Genomic DNA, 17843 nt, shown 5'->3' on the forward strand with positions numbered 1-17843 from the left:
GCCGGAGCTGGCGAAAAAGTCCAGAGATAACCGAAAAAGCACACTGATCGCGCGCAGATTCCGGTCAATAGACGAAAAATGCCGACGAAATGATCGCGAAAGACCCGGACAGCATTTCGCAAGAAAACCCGGGCGGGCGTGGGCGTGGGCTCAGCGATTCAGCAATTCAGCAATTCAGCAATTCAGTGGCTCAGCAGCTCAACTACTCAGCGGCGCAGCGGCGGCAACGGAAAGCGCGGCGCGGCGTCACCCGGTTCGGGCTCGGTGCGATCGAGCGCATACAGCCACGCGAGCAGATCCGCGACGGCCTGGTAAAGCTGCGGCGGAATCCGGTCGTCGAGGTCGACCTGCATCAGCAGCGACACCATCTCCGGCGCGGTATGCACGTACAGCCCCGCATCACGGGCGCGCGCGACGATCATCTCGGCGAGCAGGCCATACCCCTTCGCGACCACGCGCGGCGCGGCATCGCCGCCTTTCGGATCGTAGACGAGCGCGGCCGCGCGCTTGCGCGACGTCATGCTCATCGCGGCACCTCGTCGTCGGTGCCCGGCATGCCGCCAGCCGCACTGCGCGCATACGCGGCAGCGGCGGCCTGCGCGACGAGCGGATCGAAGCCGTCCGGCTCGTCGCCGACCGCGCGGATCGACAGTCCGCCGAGCTGCAGGCCCGATCCCTCGAACCGTTGCCGCAACGCCGCCTCGTTTCGCGTGAGCCGGTCGGCGCCGGCCGAATTCGCGCGCAGCCGTGCGACGAGCTGCTTGCCGTTCAACACCAGCTCCGCGTCGACCGTGCCGAGCGACGGCAACGTGAGCGTCAGCCGGGTGCGCCAGGCGATCCCGTCCCCCGTGTCGTCGCCGCTGCGCGACGCGCGGCCGCCCGGCTCGTCGGGCTCGATCGTCCAGTCGAGCCGCGCGCCGGGCCATGCCTCGCCCGCCCAGCGAAACTGGTCCGTCGCGAGTGCGTCGAGCTGCTGCCGGACGATCGGCACGGCGGCCGGATGCACGGGAGCCGATGCCTGCGCCTGCGGATCGGCCGACGCGGCGGCCAGTTCGGCGCGCGCCGGCGTCCAGCGCGGGTCGGGATGGTCGCCGAGCGGGTCGGTCAGCGCGGCCGTGCCCGACGCGGTACCCGGCCGGGAGGCCGGCTGCGCGTTCGGCACAGGCTCGTGCGGCACTGCACCGCCCGGCGCGGGCGCGCCCGGTTGCATGGCGAATCGCGGCGCGGCCGCCGGCAACGGCAGACGCGCCGCGAGCAGTTCGTCGAGCACATCGGGCGCATCGTGCTGCGCGGCATCCGGGGCGGGCTGCACCGGCACGGTCGTGAGGCGCGCCTGCGGTTCGCGCATCAGCGCGGCGAGCGGGCGCTGGCCGGCCAGCCACTGCGCGAGATGGGATTCGTAGAAGAGGCCGCTTTCGCTCACGGCCTGCGCGAGCGCCGCGCGCAGCGCCGCGACGGGCGGTGCGGCAGCCGCAGCGCGCGTGGCCGCGACGTCGGACGCGGGCGACGCGGTTGAAGAAGTGCTGGAAGAAGCGGTGTAGGAAGCAGTGGAAAAAGCGGCGGCCGAAGCGGCCGGATCGGAGGCGCTCTGCCCGACCGGCGGCGCGGTCGCCGCGCCGCCCAGCAGCACGGAAGGGTCGGCCAGCAGCGGCGTGCGCCCGGCGATCACGGGCGTCGCGACACCGCCCGAGCGCGAGATCGCATCGAGCACGAGCGCGACATCGGACAGCGCCGTCTGCGCGGACGCCGGCGGCGCGGCCGGCGTGGCCCCCGTCGCGGGCGGCGACGACGCGCCGGCACCCGGCGTGCCGACTTGCGCGGTCGCGCCGCCGCCGGCGGGCGCCGTCACGGTGCCGGCCAGCAGGCTGTCGAGGCGGCTCGCCAGCAGGGCGGCCGCAACGGAGTCGATACCGGTCATGATCGAAGCCTGCTCACCTCAGCCACATCGTTGCGAAGCCGGGCACGCGGCTACCGCCGCCCCGGCAAACGGGCACTATCCGCGAGCGCGGTAGAGATCGGTCAATACCTCGGTCGAGCGCCGCGCCTCGAACAGCGCGGACAACCGCGCGACTTCCGGACTCGCGAGATCGCGGATCGCGGCGTCGTCGGCGAGGATGCGGCGAATCAGCGCGAGCTTGCGGCCGAGGTCCGCTTCGTCGAGCGCGACGCCCGGAGCGGCCGCCTTCAATCCGTCGACGAGCCTCAGGAATTCGGCCTGCAACTCCGGCAGCGCCCGCCAGTCCGCGCCGCGCGCCGCGCACAGCATGCGGCCGGACACGGCCGCGAGCGCCTCGTAGCGAGCGAAGTATTCGGCCTTGAGATTCATCGCGCCGCGCCCGCCGCCTGTTGCGCGGCCATGCGCGCGACTTCCGGAGCGATGCCCGTCCACGCTTCCTCGAGCGTCGCGAGCAGCCCGTCGACCTCGACCAGCATCGCGTCGCTCGCGTGCATGTTGGCTTCCAGCAGGCGCCGGCCGATATAGGTGTACAGCGCGTCGAGGCGCTCGGCGATCTGGCCGCCCGCGTCGCGATTCAGCGACACCTGCAGGCCGTTCTCGACGATCCCGATCGCCTTGCCGATCGCTTCGCCGCGTGCGGACACGTTGCCCTGCTGCAAATGCATGCGCGCGAGCGCGATGGCCTGCCGCGCGCCCTGGTACAGCATCGCGATCAGCCGGTGCGGGGAGGCGCCCATCACCCCCGTCTCGACGCCGACACGCGCGTACGCACTGGCTCCAGCGTGTCCTGGGGAAAACATGCGCTTCTCCTTGTGATGCGTTGGCTATGCGGTGGCCGCCGCCTTGCGATGCACGACGCGGCCTCGTTCCAGAGTTATCGGAACGGAATTGGAAAGCTTTAGGTGCGCGGGCCGCCGGCGCGGCAGGCAGGCTGCTCCCCTGGGCGGCTGCCCCGGGAAGCCCGTCGCCGGATGCCCGTCGCCGGTTGCCCGCGGGTCAAACCGACATCTGCATGATGTCGTTGTACGCGCTCACGAGCTTGTTGCGGACCTGGAGCCCGAACTGGAAGCCGATGTTGGCCTTCTGCATGTCGACCATCACGTCGTTCAGCGACACGTTCGCCGCGCCGACCTCGAACGCGTGCGCCTCGCCGAGCGCGTGCTGCTGGTCGCCGCTGATCTTGTCGAGCGACGCCTTCATCGCGCTCGCGAACGTGCCGGCCGTCGCGGCGCCCGAGCCGGCGAGCGCTGCCGCCGGGCTCCCGACGCCGCCGCTCGCCTGCGCGGCCATCGCCTGCATCTGTTGCAACACCGAACCGATTCCGCTCACGTTGGCAGCCATGCTGTTCCCAGACCTGTAAGAAATGAGACCCGGGCACACCGGGCGTTTCCGACGGCGCCGCACGACGCGCACCATGCCGGATCGCGAAAAAGGATAGCAGCGCGGCGCGCGCCAAAGCCGCGAAAGTACGGGGGAAACCCCGCTCTTTTCGGTCGATCGGAGTCGCGCCCGGGTCCCGATAATCGCATCGTGTCATTGTCCGTCCGCTCGTCCGAGCGGCTCAGTCGTCCCGCTCCGGAGAAACTCCACGCATGGATTCGCAGGCCAACTCGCTGATCAACCCCGACGCCCGCACGGGCCTCGCCAGCCCGGTGCCAGGCGCCACCGCGGCCGCCGCGTTGCCGGGAGCAGGCGGCGCCGGCGCGGACTTCGGGTTCGGCGGCTTCGCGGAACGCATCCCCGGCATCTCGCGGATGAAGGGCAACCCGAAGCTGCCGTTCGTGATCGCGGTCGCGTTCGCCGTCGCCGCGATCACCGCGCTCGTGCTGTGGAGCCGCGCGCCCGACTATCGCGTGCTGTACAGCAACCTGTCGGACCGCGACGGCGGCGCGATCATCACCGCGCTCCAGCAGGCAAACGTTCCCTACAAGTTCGCCGACGCGGGCGGCGCGATCCTGGTGCCGTCGAACCAGGTGCACGAAACGCGCCTGAAGCTCGCCGCGATGGGCCTGCCCAAGGGCGGCTCGGTCGGCTTCGAGCTGATGGACAACCAGAAATTCGGCATCAGCCAGTTCGCGGAGCAGGTGAACTACCAGCGCGCGCTCGAAGGCGAGCTGCAGCGCACGATCGAATCGATCAACGCGGTGAAAACGGCGCGCGTGCATCTCGCGATCCCGAAGCCGTCGGTGTTCGTGCGCGACAAGGAAGCGCCGAGCGCGTCGGTGTTCGTGGACCTCTACCCGGGCCGCGTGCTCGACGAGGGCCAGGTCCAGGCGATCACGCGGATGGTGTCGTCCGGCGTGCCCGACATGCCGGCCAAGAACGTGACGATCGTCGACCAGGACGGCAACCTGCTGACCCAGACGGCGTCGGCCTCCGGCCTCGACGCGAGCCAGCTCAAGTACGTGCAGCAGGTCGAGCGCAACACGCAGAAGCGCATCGACGCGATCCTCGCGCCGATCTTCGGCGCCGGCAACGCGCGCTCGCAGGTCAGCGCCGACGTCGATTTCTCCAGGCTCGAGCAGACCTCGGAAAGCTACGGCCCGAACGCCTCGCCGCAGCAGACCGCGATCCGCAGCCAGCAGACCAGCACGGCCACCGAACTCGCGCAGGGCGGCGCCTCGGGCGTGCCGGGCGCGCTGTCGAACACGCCGCCGCAGCCGGCCTCCGCGCCGATCGTCGCCGGCAACGGCCAGAGCGGGCCGCAGTCGACGCCCGTCAGCGACCGCAAGGACCAGACGACCAACTACGAACTCGACAAGACGATCCGCCACGTCGAGCAGCCGATGGGCAACGTGAAGCGGCTGTCGGTCGCCGTCGTCGTCAATTACCAGCCGATGGCCGACGCGAAGGGCCACGTGACGATGCAGCCGCTGCCACCCGCGAAGCTCGCGCAGATCGAGCAGCTCGTGAAGGACGCGATGGGCTATGACGAGAAGCGCGGCGACTCGGTGAACGTCGTGAACAGCGCGTTCTCGACCGCGAGCGATCCGTACGCCGACCTGCCGTGGTGGCGCCAGCCGGACATGATCGCGATGGCGAAGGAAGCCGCGAAGTGGCTCGGCATCGCGGCGGCCGCGGCGGCGCTCTATTTCATGTTCGTGCGCCCGGCGATGCGCCGCGCGTTTCCGCCGCCCGAGCCGGCCGCGCCGGCGCTCGCGGCGCCGGAGGATGCGGTCGTGCTCGACGGCCTGCCCGCCCCGGACAAGGCCGACGAGCCCGATGCGCTGCTGCTCGGCTTCGAGAACGAAAAGAACCGCTACGAACGCAACCTCGACTACGCGCGCACGATCGCCCGCCAGGATCCGAAGATCGTCGCCACCGTCGTGAAGAACTGGGTGTCCGATGAACGCTGAAGGCCTGACCAAGAGCGCGCTGCTGCTGATGTCGATCGGCGAGGAAGAGGCCGCTGAAGTATTCAAGTTCCTCGCGCCGCGCGAGGTGCAGAAGATCGGCGCCGCGATGGCCGCGCTGAAGAACGTCACGCGCGAGCAGGTCGAGGACGTGCTGCAGGAGTTCGCGAGGGAAGCCGAGCAGCACACCGCGCTGTCGCTCGATTCGAGCGAGTACATCCGCTCGGTGCTGACCAAGGCGCTCGGCGAGGACAAGGCCGGCGTGCTGATCGACCGGATCCTGCAGGGCAGCGACACGAGCGGCATCGAGGGCCTGAAGTGGATGGACTCGGGCGCGGTGGCCGAACTGATCAAGAACGAGCATCCGCAGATCATCGCGACCATCCTCGTGCACCTCGACCGCGACCAGGCGTCCGAGATCGCATCGTGCTTCACCGAGCGGCTGCGCAACGACGTGCTGCTGCGGATCGCGACGCTCGACGGCATCCAGCCGGCCGCGCTGCGCGAGCTCGACGACGTGCTGACCGGCCTGCTGTCCGGCAGCGACAACCTGAAGCGCAGCCCGATGGGCGGCATCCGTACCGCGGCCGAGATCCTGAACTTCATGACGAGCAATCATGAGGAAGGCGTGCTCGAAAGCGTGCGCCAGTACGACGCGGAGCTCGCGCAGAAGATCATCGACCAGATGTTCGTGTTCGAGAACCTGCTCGACCTCGAGGATCGCGCGATCCAGATGGTGCTGAAGGAAGTCGAGTCGGAAACGCTGATCATCGCGCTGAAGGGCGCGCCGCCCGCGCTGCGCCAGAAGTTCCTCGCGAACATGTCGCAACGCGCGGCCGAACTGCTCGCCGAGGATCTCGACGCGCGCGGCCCGGTGCGCGTGTCCGAAGTCGAGACGCAGCAGCGCCGCATCCTGCAGATCGTCCGCAATCTCGCCGAAAGCGGCCAGGTCGTGATCGGCGGCAAGGCGGAAGACGCGTATGTCTGATTCCGCGCGCGAGCCCGCCGGCACCCTCACCGCGTACCAGCGGTGGGAGATGGCGTCGTTCGATCCGCCGCCGCCCCCGCCGCCGCCCGACGCTGCCGCAGCGGCCGCCGCCGCGCTCGCCGCGGACCTGCAGCGCGTGCGCGACGCCGCGCATGCCGAAGGCCATGCGGCCGGTCACGTCGAAGGCCAGGCGCTGGGTTATCAGGCCGGTTTCGACCAGGGCCGCGAGCAGGGTTTCGAAGCCGGGCAGGCCGAAGCCCGCAAACAGGCCGCGCAGCTCGCGGCGCTCGCCGCGTCGTTCCGCGAAGCCGTGTCGAGCATCGAGCACGATCTCGCGTCCGACCTCGCGCAGCTCGCGCTCGACATCGCGCAGCAGGTCGTGCGCCAGCACGTGAAGCACGATCCGGCCGCGCTCGTCGCGGCGGTGCGCGACGTGCTCGCCGCCGAACCGGCGTTGTCCGGCGCGCCGCATCTCGCGGTGAATCCGGCCGACCTGCCCGTCGTCGAAGCCTATCTGCAGGATGAACTCGATACGCTCGGCTGGAACGTGCGCACCGACGCGTCGATCGAGCGCGGCGGCTGCCGCGCGCACGCCGCGACGGGCGAGGTCGACGCGACGCTGCCCACCCGCTGGCAGCGCGTCGCCGCCGCGATCGGCAAGGTGAGCGCATGGTGACGCCCACGCCCGAATCGATCCTGTACGACGGAATGACACCGCTCGAGCGCGAACTCGCGCTCGCGTCGTTCGGCCCCGACGGTCCGCACGACACCGCGCACGACGCGCCGGCACACGCGACGGAGGCCGCCTGCGACACGCCGCGCGCGCCGCACAATCCGCATCTCGCGCACTGGCGCACGCACCTGAAGGGGCTCGCGACACGCAGCCACCGCGCGCTGCCGCTGCGGCCGTGCGGGCGCCTCACGCGCGCCGCGGGCCTCGTGCTCGAGGCGATCGGGCTGCGCCTGTCGGTCGGCGCCGAATGCACGATCGAATTGCCGCCCGGCAGCACGCTGCCGCACGCGGAAGCGGAAGTCGTCGGGTTCTCCGGCGATCGCCTGTTCCTGATGCCGACCACCGACGTCGCCGGCGTCCTGCCCGGCGCGCGCGTATGGCCGCTGGAGGCCGCGCCCGTCGCCGATCCGCTCGCGGGCGCCAAGCGGCTGCCGGTCGGCTGGGAAATGCTCGGGCGCGTCGTCGACGCGTCGGGCCGCCCGCTCGACGGCCTCGGCCCGCTCGGGTCGAAGGTCGATGCGCCGCTGTCCGCGCCGTCGATCAACCCGCTCGATCGCGAGCCGATCCACCACGTGCTCGATGTCGGCGTGCGCGCGATCAACGGGCTGCTCACCGTCGGCCGCGGGCAGCGGATGGGCCTGTTCGCCGGCTCCGGCGTCGGCAAGTCGGTGCTGCTCGGCACGATGGCGCGCTACACCAGCGCGGAAGTGATCGTGATCGGGCTGATCGGCGAACGCGGCCGCGAAGTGAAGGAATTCATCGAACAGATCCTCGGCGAGGACGGGCTCGCGCGCTCGGTCGTCGTCGCGGCGCCGGCCGACGTGTCGCCGCTGCTGCGGATGCAGGGCGCCGCCTACGCGACGTCGCTCGCCGAGTATTTCCGCGACCAGGGCAAGCACGTGCTGCTGCTGATGGATTCGCTGACGCGCTACGCGATGGCGCAGCGCGAGATCGCGCTCGCGATCGGCGAGCCGCCCGCGACCAAGGGTTATCCGCCGTCGGTGTTCGCGAAGCTGCCCGCGCTCGTCGAGCGCACCGGCAACGGGCCCGAAGGCGGCGGCTCGATCACCGCGTTCTACACGGTGCTGACCGAAGGCGACGACCAGCAGGACCCGATCGCCGACTCGGCGCGCGCGATCCTCGATGGCCACGTCGTGCTGTCGCGCGCGCTCGCCGAGGCCGGCCACTATCCGGCGATCGACATCGAGGCGTCGATCAGCCGCGCGATGACCGCGCTGATCGACGAACCGCATCTCGACCGCGTTCGGCAGTTCAAGCAGATGCTGTCGCGCTACCAGCGCAATCGCGACCTGATCGCGGTCGGCGCCTATGCGCCCGGCCGCGACGCGCAGCTCGACCGCGCGATCGCGCTCTACCCGTGCATCGAATCGTTCCTGCAGCAGGGCTTTCGCGAATGCGCACCGTTCGAATCGAGCCTCGCCGCGCTCGATGCGCTGTTCGACGTACACGGAGGCTGATCCCGATGGCACACGGCTTTCCCCTTCAACTGCTGCTCGATCGCGCGCAGGAAGATCTCGACACGGCCGCGAAGCAGCTCGGCACCGCGCAGCGCGACCGCACCGCGGCCGCCGAGCAGCTCGATGCGCTGCTGCGCTATCGCGACGAATACCACGCACGCTTCGCGCAGTCCGCGCAAAGCGGGATGCCGGCCGGCAACTGGCGCAATTTCCAGGCGTTCATCGATACGCTCGACGCGGCGATCGCGCAGCAGCGCAACGTGCTGGCCGCAGCTGAACGCCGCATCGACGAGGCGCGCCCGAACTGGCAACAGAAGAAACGCACCGTCGGCTCCTACGAAATCCTGCAGGCGCGCGGCGTCGCGCAGGAAGCGCAGCGTACCGCGAAGCGCGAACAGCGCGACGCCGACGAACACGCCGCGAAGATCCTGCGCATGCGGGCCGACGCCGCCCGCTCGGCGTAGCCGCTCACCGCTTTCGAACGAGAGAATCGTCATGCCTCCCCTGCCCCTGCTCGGCGCGCTGCTCGACACCGCCGGCACCGCACTCAAGGCCGTCCGCGACGCGGGTTCGTCGGCCGCCGCCGGCAAGACCGCCGGCAACGATGCCGCCGCCAGCCCGGCCGCCGTGCCGTTCGCGCAGACGCTGAAGCAAAGCGTCGACACGCGGCACGACGTGGCGACTGCCGGCAAGCCGGACGCCACGACGAAACAGGTTTCGGCGACGCTGGCCGCCGGCACGAAGCCGTCCGGCACGGGCGACGACAAGCCGACCGACGACGCGAACGCGACGCCCAATCCCGACGCCGCCGCGCTCGCAGCGGCCGCCGCCGTGCAGGCGCAGCTGCTGGCTCGCACGAACGACGCGGCGCCGGCCGATGCCGACAGCACCGCCACTGCCGCGCAGACGACGGCCGTGTCCGGCCAGCCCGACGCCACGGCCGCGCTGACGAATCATGCCGGCAAGGATGCGGCCGCCGAGCCGGCTGCCCCCGCGCCGGGTCGCGACGCGCTGCAGACCGCACTCGCGAAGCTGACCGGCGGCGCGGGCGCGATCGCGATGCCCGCGACGGGCGCGGCGGCGGGCGCGGCGCCCGCACCGGCAGCGACGACGTCGGCCTCGGCCGCCGCCCCGCTGGCGCCGAAGGTCCCGACGTTCGACCGCGCGCTCGCCGACGCGAAAGGCGCGCCCGCGACGCAGCAGCCCGCCACGCAGGCCGCCGCACCGGCGCTGCAGGCCGGCGCAACGGCCCAACCCGCCGCGCAACATGCATTCGCGGCCGCCGAAGAAACCGCCAGCCCGGCCGCCGACGCAACGGTCGCTGCCGCCGCCTCGGCTGCGGCAGCCGCACAGGCGAACCTCCAGGCATCGCCCGCAGCAAGCACGATCGCCGCGGCCAACCCGCATGTGCTCGCGCCGCACGTCGGCACCGCCGACTGGACGGATGCGCTGAGCCAGAAGGTCGTGCTCCTGTCGAATGCGCACCAGCAGAGCGCCGAGCTGACGCTGAACCCGCCGGACCTCGGCCCGCTGCAGGTCGTGCTGCGCGTCGCGGACAACCACGCGCATGCACTGTTCGTATCGCAGCACGCGCAGGTGCGTGACGCGGTGGAAGCCGCGCTGCCGAAGCTGCGCGAGGCGATGGAAGCGGGCGGGCTCGGCCTGGGCAGCGCGACGGTCAGCGACGGCGGCTTCGCGTCGCAGCAGCAGAACCCGCAGCAAAGCTTCGCCGGCGGCCGGTCGTCGCCGCGCGCGCGCGCCGGATCGTCAGCCGTCGACGCACCGGTCGACGCCGCGCAATCCGCATCGGCCGCCGCCACCGTGAACCGCGCGGGCCTCGTCGATACGTTCGCCTGAGCATCGCGTCGCTCGCGTGCCGGTATGTGCCGGTATGTGCCGGTATGTGCCGGTATGTGCCGCTCAGCGGCCGTGCGCGGCCGCGGCCGCCTCGCCGCGCGGCACGCCGCCCCGGCGCGCCGCGACGATGAAGTCCGCCGCGCGTTCGCCGATCATCACCGACGGCGCATTCGTGTTCCCGCCGATCAGCGTCGGCATCACCGACGCATCCACCACCCGCAGCCTTTCGACGCCCCGCACGCGCAGTTGCGGATCGACGACCGCGCGCGCATCCGAGCCCATCCGGCAGGTGCCGACCGGGTGATAGATCGTGTCGGCATGCGCGACGATCGTCGCGCGCAGTTCGGCTTCGCTCTGGCCCGCGCGCGTGTATAGCTCGCGCCCGCCCTGCGACGCGAGCGGCGCCTGCGACAGGATCCGGCGCATCGCCTGCGCCCCGCGCACGAGCAGGTCGAGATCGCGCGTATCGCTGAAGAAACGCGGATCGATCAGCGGCGCGTCGCGCGCATCGCCGCTCGCGAGCGCGACCGTGCCGCGGCTGAACGGGCGCAACGCGCACACGTGCAGCGAATAACCGAAGCCCCAGTGCATCTTGCGGTTGTGATCGTCGACGAGCGCCGTGCAGAAATGCAGTTGCAGGTCCGGACGATCGAGCGACGGATCGCTCTTGATGAAGCCGCCGGCCTCCGCGACGTTGCTCGTCATCATCCCCGTGCGGCTCGAGAAATAGCGCGCGAGCGCCGGCGTCATCTTCGCGATCCCGCGCAGGCAGATGCCGACCAGCTCCGACGAATTCACGCGCGTGTTGATGATGAAGTCGATATGGTCGATCAGGTTGGTGCCGACGTCCGGCGCGTCCTGCACGACCGCGATCCCGTGCCGGCGCAGTTGTTCCGCCGGCCCGATCCCCGAGCACATCAGCAGTTGCGGCGAATTGAACGCGCCGGCCGACAGGATCACTTCCGCGCGCGCGCCGAGCGTCTCGACGCGTCCGTCGCGCGACACCACCACACCGACCGCGCGCCTGCCGTCGAAGCCCACGCGCAGCACCGTCGCATCGGTGATCACATGCAGGTTCGGCCGGTCGCGGTCGTAGATGTACGCACGTGCAACGCTGCAGCGCGAGCCGTCGCGATGCGTGACCTGATAGAAGCCGACGCCTTCCTGCGTCGCGCCGTTGAAGTCGTCGTTGAGCGGATAACCGGCCGCATGCGCGGCCTGGATGAATCGTTCGGAGAACGGATTGCGAAAGCGCAGATCGGACACCGTCAGCGGCCCGTCCGCGCCGTGCCAGGCGTCGGCGCCGCGCGCGTTGCCTTCCGCGCGGCGGAAATACGGCAGCACGTCCTGCCAGCCCCAGCCCGTCGCACCGAGTTGTGCCCACTCGTCGTAGTCGCCCGGATGGCCGCGCGTGAAGATCATCGCGTTGATCGCGCTCGAGCCGCCCATCCCGCGTCCGCGCGGCTGGTAGCCGCGGCGGCCGCCGAGGCCCGGCTGCGGCACCGTTTCGTAACCGTAGTTCGTGCCGAGCTTGAACGGCACGAGCGCCGCGATCCCCACCGGCATGTTGACGAGCAGGTTGCGCGCCGTGTGCGAACCGGCCTCGATCAACGCGATCGTCGCGTCGGGGCATGCATCGGCGAGGCGGCTCGCGAGGCTCGACCCGCCCGATCCTCCGCCGACGATGATGTAGTCGTATTGCATGTCACGTCTCCTTCGTGTCATGAACGGCGCCCGGCGCGGCCCGGCTCCCGCTTGTAATGTTCGGGCATTGTAGGAATGGCCGTCGCGCGCGCGGCACGCCGATTCAAGAGCGATTCCTCTAAACGCCCGCGTGAACTAAATTTAAGATGTATCGATGAATTCGACGCGATGCAGCGGCCGCCAGAAGCCGCGCCGTCGCGAAACTGGGGAGACGACGATGCAGCGCGACGTACTGCAGGCCGCGTGCCGACCGGGTTGCCCGGACGCACCGCGCGCGGCCCGCATTTCATTTCAAACGGATGCCGTGACGGTGACGTGCAACACCGTGCGCGCGGCCGGTCGAAATCGAACGACGCCGCGTATCGCCGATCGTTTGAACGGCGCGTCGCATGCGCGGCTCGACCGGCCGATTCATGCGTCGTCGCGCGCATCGCGTCATGCCGCTTCGGTGCGCCGGCAAGCATCGGCAATTCGCGATCGCGCACCATTCGGAAGTCGCAGCGAGCCGTACGCGCACCCCGGGCAATCCCGTTTTCGAACACGAATACCGTCGCGCGAATACGACGCTTGCCGCACGTTGCACCCTGTTTTCGACCGTGCATTGCATCCGGCCCCGTGCCGCGCGACGCGCGCCATCCCGACCCGCCCCACCACGCTCGCCGAGCGGGTACGTGCGGCCTGACTGCTGGCCGACGTGCCACGCCCAACTGGAGTAGACGACATGAAGAACGACCTGCCCGAACTGGCCCCGCAAACGGCGCCGTCGGTCGATGCGCTGACGTCGCTGCTGCGCGACCAGCGCGCGGCCTACCTGCGCGCGCCGTATCCGGAGTGGGACACCCGCGCGCAGCACCTGCGCGCGCTGCGCACGATGCTGCTCGATCACGCGGATGCGCTCGCCGATGCGATCAGCGCCGACTTCGGGCATCGCGCGAAGCAGGAAGTGCTGCTGTCGGAAATCTGGATGGCGAAGGAAGAGATCGACGATGCGCTCAAGCACGGCAAGCGCTGGATGAAGCCCATCCGCAAGCCGATGAACAAGTGGCTGCGGCCGGCGCGCGCGAAGGTGCTGCCGCAGCCGCTCGGCGTGGTCGGCATCGTCGTGCCGTGGAACTATCCGCTCCTGCTCGCGGCCGGGCCGCTGATCTGCGCGCTCGCGGCCGGCAACCGCGCGATCATCAAGATGTCCGAACTGACGCCGCGCACGTCGGCGCTGTTCGAGCAACTGATTGCGAAGACCTTCTCGCGCGACCACGTCGCGGTGGTGAACGGCGATGCGGAGATCGGCGCCGCATTCAGCGCGCTGCCGTTCGATCACCTGCTGTTCACCGGGTCGACGCACGTCGGCCGCCATGTGATGCGCGCCGCGGCCGACAACCTCACACCCGTCACGCTCGAACTCGGCGGCAAGTCGCCGGCGATCGTCGGTCCGAATGCGCGCTTCGATGCGGCCGTCGACGCGATCATCGGCGGCAAGACGCTGAACGCGGGCCAGACCTGCATCGCGCCCGACTACGTGCTGCTGCCGCGCGGGATGGAAGCCGCGTTCATCGAGCGGGCACGGGCGCGCTTCGCGAAGCTATATCCGGACCTGTCGACCAACGGCGACTACACGACGATCGTGTCGCCGCGCCATTACGCCCGGCTGCAGCAACTGGCGACCGACGCGCAGGCGGCAGGCGCGCAATTGCATCCGCTGTCGGACGCGCAGTCCGATCCCGCGTCACGCCGCTTCGTGCCGTGCGCGGTCACGCACGTGCCGGCCGCGTCGCAGCTGATGCAGGAGGAAATCTTCGGGCCGTTGCTGCCGCTCGTGCCGTACGAGCGGCTCGACGAGGCGATCGCGTACGTGAACGCGCGGCCGCGGCCGCTCGCGCTGTACCTGTTCGACGAGGATGGCGGCACGGTCGAGCGCGTGATGCGCGAAACGATCTCGGGCGGCGTGACGGTGAACGACGCACTGCTGCACATTGCGTGCGGCAGCCTGCCGTTCGGCGGCGTCGGCGCGAGCGGGATGGGCGCGTATCACGGCTACGACGGCTTCGTGACGTTCTCGAAGATGAAGCCCGTGCTCACGCAGGCGCGTCTGAATACCCGTGGGCTGATCGCACCGCCTTACGGCAAGCGCTTCGCCGCGGTCATCAGGATGATGCTGAAGTTCTGAGCGATGCGGGCCGCGCGGCGACGCTGCCGCGCGCGCCGTCGCACGTCACACGGGCCAGAGCGGCCCTTCCTGCATCGCGCCGATCTGCTCGCGCAGCTCGAGCACGCGTGCTTCCCAGTAGCGATGCGTGTTGAACCACGGGAACGCGGCCGGAAACGCCGGATCGTCCCAGCGGCGCGCCAGCCAGGCCGCGTAGTGAATCAAGCGCAGCGTGCGCAGCGCTTCGACCAGATGCAGCTCGCGCGGCTCGAATTCGCAGAAGTCCTCATAACCGGCGAGCAGGTCCGCGAGCGCGCGCGACGCGCCTTCGCGATCGCCCGGCAGCAGCAGCCACAGATCCTGGACGGCGGGCGCCATCCGGCTATCGTCGAAGTCGACGAAATGCGGGCCTGCGTCGGTCCACAACACGTTGCTCGGATGGCAGTCGCCGTGCGTGCGCAGCAGGCGAATCTCGCCCGCACGCTCGAACGCGGCCTCGACGCCTTCGAGCGCGAGGTTCACCGCCGTCTCGTAGGCGGGCCGGACATCGTCGGGAAGAAAATCGTGCGCGAGCAGGTAGTCGCGCGGCTCGTAGCCGAACGTGCGGATGTCGAGCACCGGACGCGCGACATACGGCTCGGTCGCGCCGACCGCGTGAATCCGGCCGATGAAGCGGCCGAGCCATTCGAGCGTGTCGCTGCGGTCGAGATCGGGCGCGCGGCCGCCGCGCCGCTCGAAGATCGAGAAGCGGAAGCCGTCGAACGCGTGCAGCGTGCGGCCGTCGAACACGCGCGCGGGCACCGCCGGAATCTCGCGCGCGGCGAGTTCGGCGACGAACGCGTGTTCTTCCAGGATCGCGTCGTCCGACCAGCGCGCGGGCCGGTAGAACTTCGCGACGACCGGCGGGCCGTCTTCGATGCCGACCTGGTAGACGCGGTTCTCGTAGCTGTTGAGCGCGAGCAGGCGCCCGTCGGTGCGCAGCCCGGACGGCATCAGCACGCTGTCGAGCGCGTCGAGCACGCACTCGGGCGTGAGGCCGGCGAACGGCGGGCCGGCAGGAGCTGCGGGGGCGGAAGTGTCGTCTTTCATGCCCCGCATTGTGCCGTCAGCCGCGCCGAAACACGAGCGCCCGGTGCGGCACGCGCGCTCAGTGGATCGCGGCGCCGGCCGGCAGCACGGATTCGCCGGTGTCGATCAGGTCCTCGAGAAAGAACGGCTCGGTGTTGAGTTCCTTCGACTCGCCCGGCACGCCCGCGTACCAGGTCACCATGGCCATGTCGCCCAGAACGCGCTGAACGATGCCGCGCGCGCCCTTCGGCACTGCGATATGGGTAGTGCAGACAATCGACCCGACATGCATGATGGTTCCCCACTCTTGAAACTTGAAACCCGGCTCGCTGGCGAGCCGGCAAATGCACGATCCGCGCCGCCCTCGTCGGGGTGTTGCGCGTGATCCCATTGTTCACGGTTTATCGAAGCGCGAAAAGAAGAAGAAGCAGGCGTAGTGCCGCGAATTCGTCGAATGTCTCCAATCAACCACTGCGCCGCGCGTGCGCTTGCACGGGCGGATACCCCCATCATACCCTGTCGAATGTGACCGTCCGCCGAATCCGGCCATACGCGCGGCGCGCACGCGAATCGCACGACAGGCGTATCGTCTGCCCTTTGCCCGGTCGCGAGGAGACTTCGCGTGAACGCAGCGAACGGAACCACGCCCGCGGCCTCGCGCCTCAATGCCGCGTCTCCTTTCCTCGAACAAGACTCACGCGGCTACCGACGCGCGGCGTGCGGCGTGATGTCGTAGTGTCATCGTGTCGTGGCGCCATAGCGCATGGCGATGCCGGTGCGCCGCCGGTTGCGCTGCACGACCGCCTTGCGTTACCTTTGACGTTCATTCGCGTTCAAGCGCATTTCGACACGATGCATCCGCTCACGTCCGCTCTCGCAAAATCCCGGCCGCAGTTCGACTCGCGGCCGCAGGCGTGCGCGCATCCGTCGGTCCTCCCTCCTCCTGTCACACCGCCGCTCGTCGGCGCCGCGCCGCCCCCGCCGGCGGCACGCGTCGGCTGACCGGCCGGCTTCCGGTTTCCGTTTTCCATTTGCCCGTTTGGGCCGTTCGTGCGTGATCGCGCACGACGCGTTCCCGCACGCGCGACATGGAACGTTTCGATCCGTTCGACAGGTGGATTCACATGGTTTCGTTCAAACGCGCGCTCGCCGCGCATGGCGTGACGTCGCTCTTCGTCCTGCTGTGGAGCAGCGGCGCGATCTTCGCGGAACTCGGTCTGCATCACGCATCCGCGTTCGTCTTTCTCACCGCGCGATTCGCGCTCGCGTCACTCGTGCTGCTCGCGCTGGCCGTCATGCGCGGACGCTGGCTGCCGCCGCGCGGCGAGCGCCGCATGGCCGCGCTGACCGGCCTGCTGATGATGGGCGGCTATTCGATCTTCTACCTGCTCGCGCTCGATCGCGGGATCGCGCCGGGCGTGCTCGCGACGATCCTCGGCGTGCAGCCGATCCTCACGCTCGCGATCGTCGAGCGGCGCTGGCAACCGATGCGTATCGCCGGGCTCGGGCTGTCGCTGGCCGGTCTCGCGCTCGTCGTGTGCCGCGGCGTGGGCGGTGCCGGCCTGCCGGTCATCGGCGTCGCCTGCGCGCTCACGGCGCTCGTCGCGCTGACCGCCGGCTCGCTGCTGCAAAAGCGCGTGCGCGCGGCGCCTGCCGACGTGCTGCCGCTGCAGAACGCGATCGGCCTCGCGCTGTGCGTGGCGATCCTGCCGTTCCGGCCGATCTCGCTCGAGATCGGCTGGGCGTTCGTCGTGCCGCTGCTGTGGCTCGGGATCGTGATCTCGGTGATCGCGCAGTTGCTGTTCTACCGGTTGATGCAGCGCGGCGATCTCGTCAACGTGACGAGCCTGTTCTATCTCGTGCCCGTCGTCACCACGCTGATGGACGCGCTCTGGCTCGGCAACCGGCCCGAACCGCTCGCGCTCGCCGGCATGGGGGCGATCGTCGGGGGCCTCGCGCTCGTGTTCCGCACGCCCGCCGTTCGCGCGCAACCCGATCGCGCGTAAGCGGCCAAGCTGCCGCGCCCGCGGGTGCGGCAGCCCGTAGCGAACACGTACGACGTTTCCGCGCCAATCGAAAGGAACGGGAAAGACTGACGCAAGGCATTCGTCCAGTTCGCGGAAAAAATGCGGAATCCCCGGGGTTTTCCGCATACTTTTAATGGTTCGGATAGCGAAAAACGCGGCGAGCTTGCCTATACTCGAACTGTCCGACCCGCTCGCAATCGCGAATCGGTCGGCCGAACAAGAGAAATGCCCGGCATGGGGCTGGAAGACGCGCATGCGCCTGTTCCGGCCGACTACGGAGACACGCATGACGACCTATTTCACGATCGGCGACTTCATCCTGTTGATTCCGATGGCGCTGGCCGGAGCGCTATTTCTCGGCGCGGTGCCGTGCGCAACCGAATTCCGCCACAACCTGCTGCGCGTGCTCGGCGTCATCCTCGGCGTCGGCGTTGCGGTATTGCTCGTCGAAGGCTTGCCTGCACTCCTCTAGCGACGCGTCGGCGCGCGGCGGTCACGTCGCTGCATTGCAGCGACGCGACGGCGTGCGTGCGTG

General features: G+C 69.9%; 18 protein-coding genes. 10 read left to right on the top strand and 8 right to left on the bottom strand.

The window, feature by feature from the left end:
* Positions 1–206 precede the first annotated feature (206 nt).
* The 5 genes from U4Z64_RS05630 to fliE all read right to left on the bottom strand — a co-directional run bounded on the left by U4Z64_RS05630 (position 207) and on the right by fliE (position 3298).
* The gene (locus tag U4Z64_RS05630) at positions 207–527 is read right to left on the bottom strand and encodes an EscU/YscU/HrcU family type III secretion system export apparatus switch protein (protein WP_044848841.1); all 321 of its coding nucleotides are present in this window, start codon (positions 525–527) and stop codon (positions 207–209) included.
* On the bottom strand, positions 524–1918 hold the full coding sequence (locus U4Z64_RS05635; protein ID WP_321819434.1) for a flagellar hook-length control protein FliK: 1395 nt from the start codon (positions 1916–1918) through the stop codon (positions 524–526). Before U4Z64_RS05635 ends, U4Z64_RS05630 begins: the two co-directional genes overlap by 4 nt.
* A gap of 75 nt (positions 1919–1993) precedes the next feature.
* Entirely contained in the window at positions 1994–2326 is a 333-nt protein-coding gene (locus U4Z64_RS05640; protein WP_044849239.1) for a flagellar protein FliT, read from the bottom strand.
* Positions 2323–2757, bottom strand: a complete 435-nt coding sequence (fliS, locus tag U4Z64_RS05645) for a flagellar export chaperone FliS (RefSeq protein WP_044849240.1) — start codon at positions 2755–2757, stop codon at positions 2323–2325. Before fliS ends, U4Z64_RS05640 begins: the two co-directional genes overlap by 4 nt.
* Positions 2758–2953: 196 nt before the next feature.
* On the bottom strand, positions 2954–3298 hold the full coding sequence (gene fliE, locus U4Z64_RS05650) for a flagellar hook-basal body complex protein FliE (protein WP_044849241.1): 345 nt from the start codon (positions 3296–3298) through the stop codon (positions 2954–2956).
* A 251-nt stretch (positions 3299–3549) separates the two neighbouring features.
* On the opposite strand from fliE, the gene fliF reads away from it, so the two are divergent.
* The 6 genes from fliF to U4Z64_RS05680 are packed head-to-tail and all read left to right on the top strand — an operon-like array spanning position 3550 to position 10366.
* Entirely contained in the window at positions 3550–5313 is a 1764-nt protein-coding gene (fliF, locus tag U4Z64_RS05655) for a flagellar basal-body MS-ring/collar protein FliF (protein ID WP_321819435.1), read from the top strand.
* On the top strand, positions 5303–6298 hold the full coding sequence (fliG, locus tag U4Z64_RS05660; RefSeq protein ID WP_044849243.1) for a flagellar motor switch protein FliG: 996 nt from the start codon (positions 5303–5305) through the stop codon (positions 6296–6298). Before fliF ends, fliG begins: the two co-directional genes overlap by 11 nt.
* Complete coding sequence (fliH, locus tag U4Z64_RS05665; protein ID WP_124486674.1) at positions 6291–6974, top strand: flagellar assembly protein FliH; 684 nt, start codon at positions 6291–6293, stop codon at positions 6972–6974. The genes fliG and fliH overlap by 8 nt, the downstream gene beginning before the upstream one ends.
* Positions 6968–8509, top strand: a complete 1542-nt coding sequence (gene fliI / locus U4Z64_RS05670; protein WP_321819436.1) for a flagellar protein export ATPase FliI — start codon at positions 6968–6970, stop codon at positions 8507–8509. The genes fliH and fliI overlap by 7 nt, the downstream gene beginning before the upstream one ends.
* Positions 8510–8514: 5 nt before the next feature.
* Entirely contained in the window at positions 8515–8973 is a 459-nt protein-coding gene (gene fliJ / locus U4Z64_RS05675) for a flagellar export protein FliJ (protein WP_044849246.1), read from the top strand.
* 31 nt (positions 8974–9004) lie between these two features.
* Positions 9005–10366 (top strand): flagellar hook-length control protein FliK, encoded by a 1362-nt coding sequence (locus tag U4Z64_RS05680; protein WP_321819437.1) that lies wholly within the window; start codon positions 9005–9007, stop codon positions 10364–10366.
* 63 nt (positions 10367–10429) lie between these two features.
* Here U4Z64_RS05680 and U4Z64_RS05685 read toward each other — a convergent pair whose 3' ends face one another.
* On the bottom strand, positions 10430–12070 hold the full coding sequence (locus tag U4Z64_RS05685; RefSeq protein ID WP_321819438.1) for a GMC family oxidoreductase: 1641 nt from the start codon (positions 12068–12070) through the stop codon (positions 10430–10432).
* 217 nt (positions 12071–12287) lie between these two features.
* On the opposite strand from U4Z64_RS05685, the gene U4Z64_RS05690 reads away from it, so the two are divergent.
* Positions 12288–12752, top strand: a complete 465-nt coding sequence (locus U4Z64_RS05690; RefSeq protein ID WP_321819439.1) for a hypothetical protein — start codon at positions 12288–12290, stop codon at positions 12750–12752.
* Positions 12753–12791: 39 nt separating this feature from the next.
* A complete protein-coding gene (locus U4Z64_RS05695) occupies positions 12792–14234 on the top strand; it encodes a coniferyl aldehyde dehydrogenase (RefSeq protein WP_044847857.1) in 1443 nt (480 codons plus the stop codon).
* A gap of 45 nt (positions 14235–14279) precedes the next feature.
* Here the strand turns inward: U4Z64_RS05695 and U4Z64_RS05700 are convergent, their stop codons facing one another.
* Entirely contained in the window at positions 14280–15311 is a 1032-nt protein-coding gene (locus U4Z64_RS05700) for a serine/threonine protein kinase (protein ID WP_321810941.1), read from the bottom strand.
* A gap of 49 nt (positions 15312–15360) precedes the next feature.
* Positions 15361–15573, bottom strand: a complete 213-nt coding sequence (locus U4Z64_RS05705; protein WP_011886311.1) for a hypothetical protein — start codon at positions 15571–15573, stop codon at positions 15361–15363.
* Between the two features lie 832 nt (positions 15574–16405).
* Between U4Z64_RS05705 and U4Z64_RS05710 the strand changes: the two genes are divergently transcribed.
* On the top strand, positions 16406–17287 hold the full coding sequence (locus U4Z64_RS05710; protein WP_321810942.1) for a DMT family transporter: 882 nt from the start codon (positions 16406–16408) through the stop codon (positions 17285–17287).
* A 307-nt stretch (positions 17288–17594) separates the two neighbouring features.
* On the top strand, positions 17595–17780 hold the full coding sequence (locus U4Z64_RS05715; protein WP_014895742.1) for a hypothetical protein: 186 nt from the start codon (positions 17595–17597) through the stop codon (positions 17778–17780).
* Positions 17781–17843: the final 63 nt, after the last annotated feature.

The sequence above is a fragment of the Burkholderia sp. BCC1996 genome, from assembly GCF_905339955.1.
Taxonomy (GTDB): Bacteria; Pseudomonadota; Gammaproteobacteria; order Burkholderiales; family Burkholderiaceae; genus Burkholderia.

Excerpts from the sequence above, each read along its gene's own strand:
- U4Z64_RS05630 (WP_044848841.1), bottom strand. The coding sequence starts at position 527 with ATGAGCATGACGTCGCGCAAGCGCGCGGCCGCGCTCGTCTACGATCCG.
- U4Z64_RS05635 (WP_321819434.1), bottom strand. The coding sequence starts at position 1,918 with ATGACCGGTATCGACTCCGTTGCGGCCGCCCTGCTGGCGAGCCGCCTC.
- U4Z64_RS05640 (WP_044849239.1), bottom strand. The coding sequence starts at position 2,326 with ATGAATCTCAAGGCCGAATACTTCGCTCGCTACGAGGCGCTCGCGGCC.
- fliS (WP_044849240.1), bottom strand. The coding sequence starts at position 2,757 with ATGTTTTCCCCAGGACACGCTGGAGCCAGTGCGTACGCGCGTGTCGGC.
- fliE (WP_044849241.1), bottom strand. The coding sequence starts at position 3,298 with ATGGCTGCCAACGTGAGCGGAATCGGTTCGGTGTTGCAACAGATGCAG.
- fliF (WP_321819435.1), top strand. The coding sequence starts at position 3,550 with ATGGATTCGCAGGCCAACTCGCTGATCAACCCCGACGCCCGCACGGGC.
- fliG (WP_044849243.1), top strand. The coding sequence starts at position 5,303 with ATGAACGCTGAAGGCCTGACCAAGAGCGCGCTGCTGCTGATGTCGATC.
- fliH (WP_124486674.1), top strand. The coding sequence starts at position 6,291 with ATGTCTGATTCCGCGCGCGAGCCCGCCGGCACCCTCACCGCGTACCAG.
- fliI (WP_321819436.1), top strand. The coding sequence starts at position 6,968 with ATGGTGACGCCCACGCCCGAATCGATCCTGTACGACGGAATGACACCG.
- fliJ (WP_044849246.1), top strand. The coding sequence starts at position 8,515 with ATGGCACACGGCTTTCCCCTTCAACTGCTGCTCGATCGCGCGCAGGAA.
- U4Z64_RS05680 (WP_321819437.1), top strand. The coding sequence starts at position 9,005 with ATGCCTCCCCTGCCCCTGCTCGGCGCGCTGCTCGACACCGCCGGCACC.
- U4Z64_RS05685 (WP_321819438.1), bottom strand. The coding sequence starts at position 12,070 with ATGCAATACGACTACATCATCGTCGGCGGAGGATCGGGCGGGTCGAGC.
- U4Z64_RS05690 (WP_321819439.1), top strand. The coding sequence starts at position 12,288 with ATGCAGCGCGACGTACTGCAGGCCGCGTGCCGACCGGGTTGCCCGGAC.
- U4Z64_RS05695 (WP_044847857.1), top strand. The coding sequence starts at position 12,792 with ATGAAGAACGACCTGCCCGAACTGGCCCCGCAAACGGCGCCGTCGGTC.
- U4Z64_RS05700 (WP_321810941.1), bottom strand. The coding sequence starts at position 15,311 with ATGCGGGGCATGAAAGACGACACTTCCGCCCCCGCAGCTCCTGCCGGC.
- U4Z64_RS05705 (WP_011886311.1), bottom strand. The coding sequence starts at position 15,573 with ATGCATGTCGGGTCGATTGTCTGCACTACCCATATCGCAGTGCCGAAG.
- U4Z64_RS05710 (WP_321810942.1), top strand. The coding sequence starts at position 16,406 with ATGGTTTCGTTCAAACGCGCGCTCGCCGCGCATGGCGTGACGTCGCTC.
- U4Z64_RS05715 (WP_014895742.1), top strand. The coding sequence starts at position 17,595 with ATGACGACCTATTTCACGATCGGCGACTTCATCCTGTTGATTCCGATG.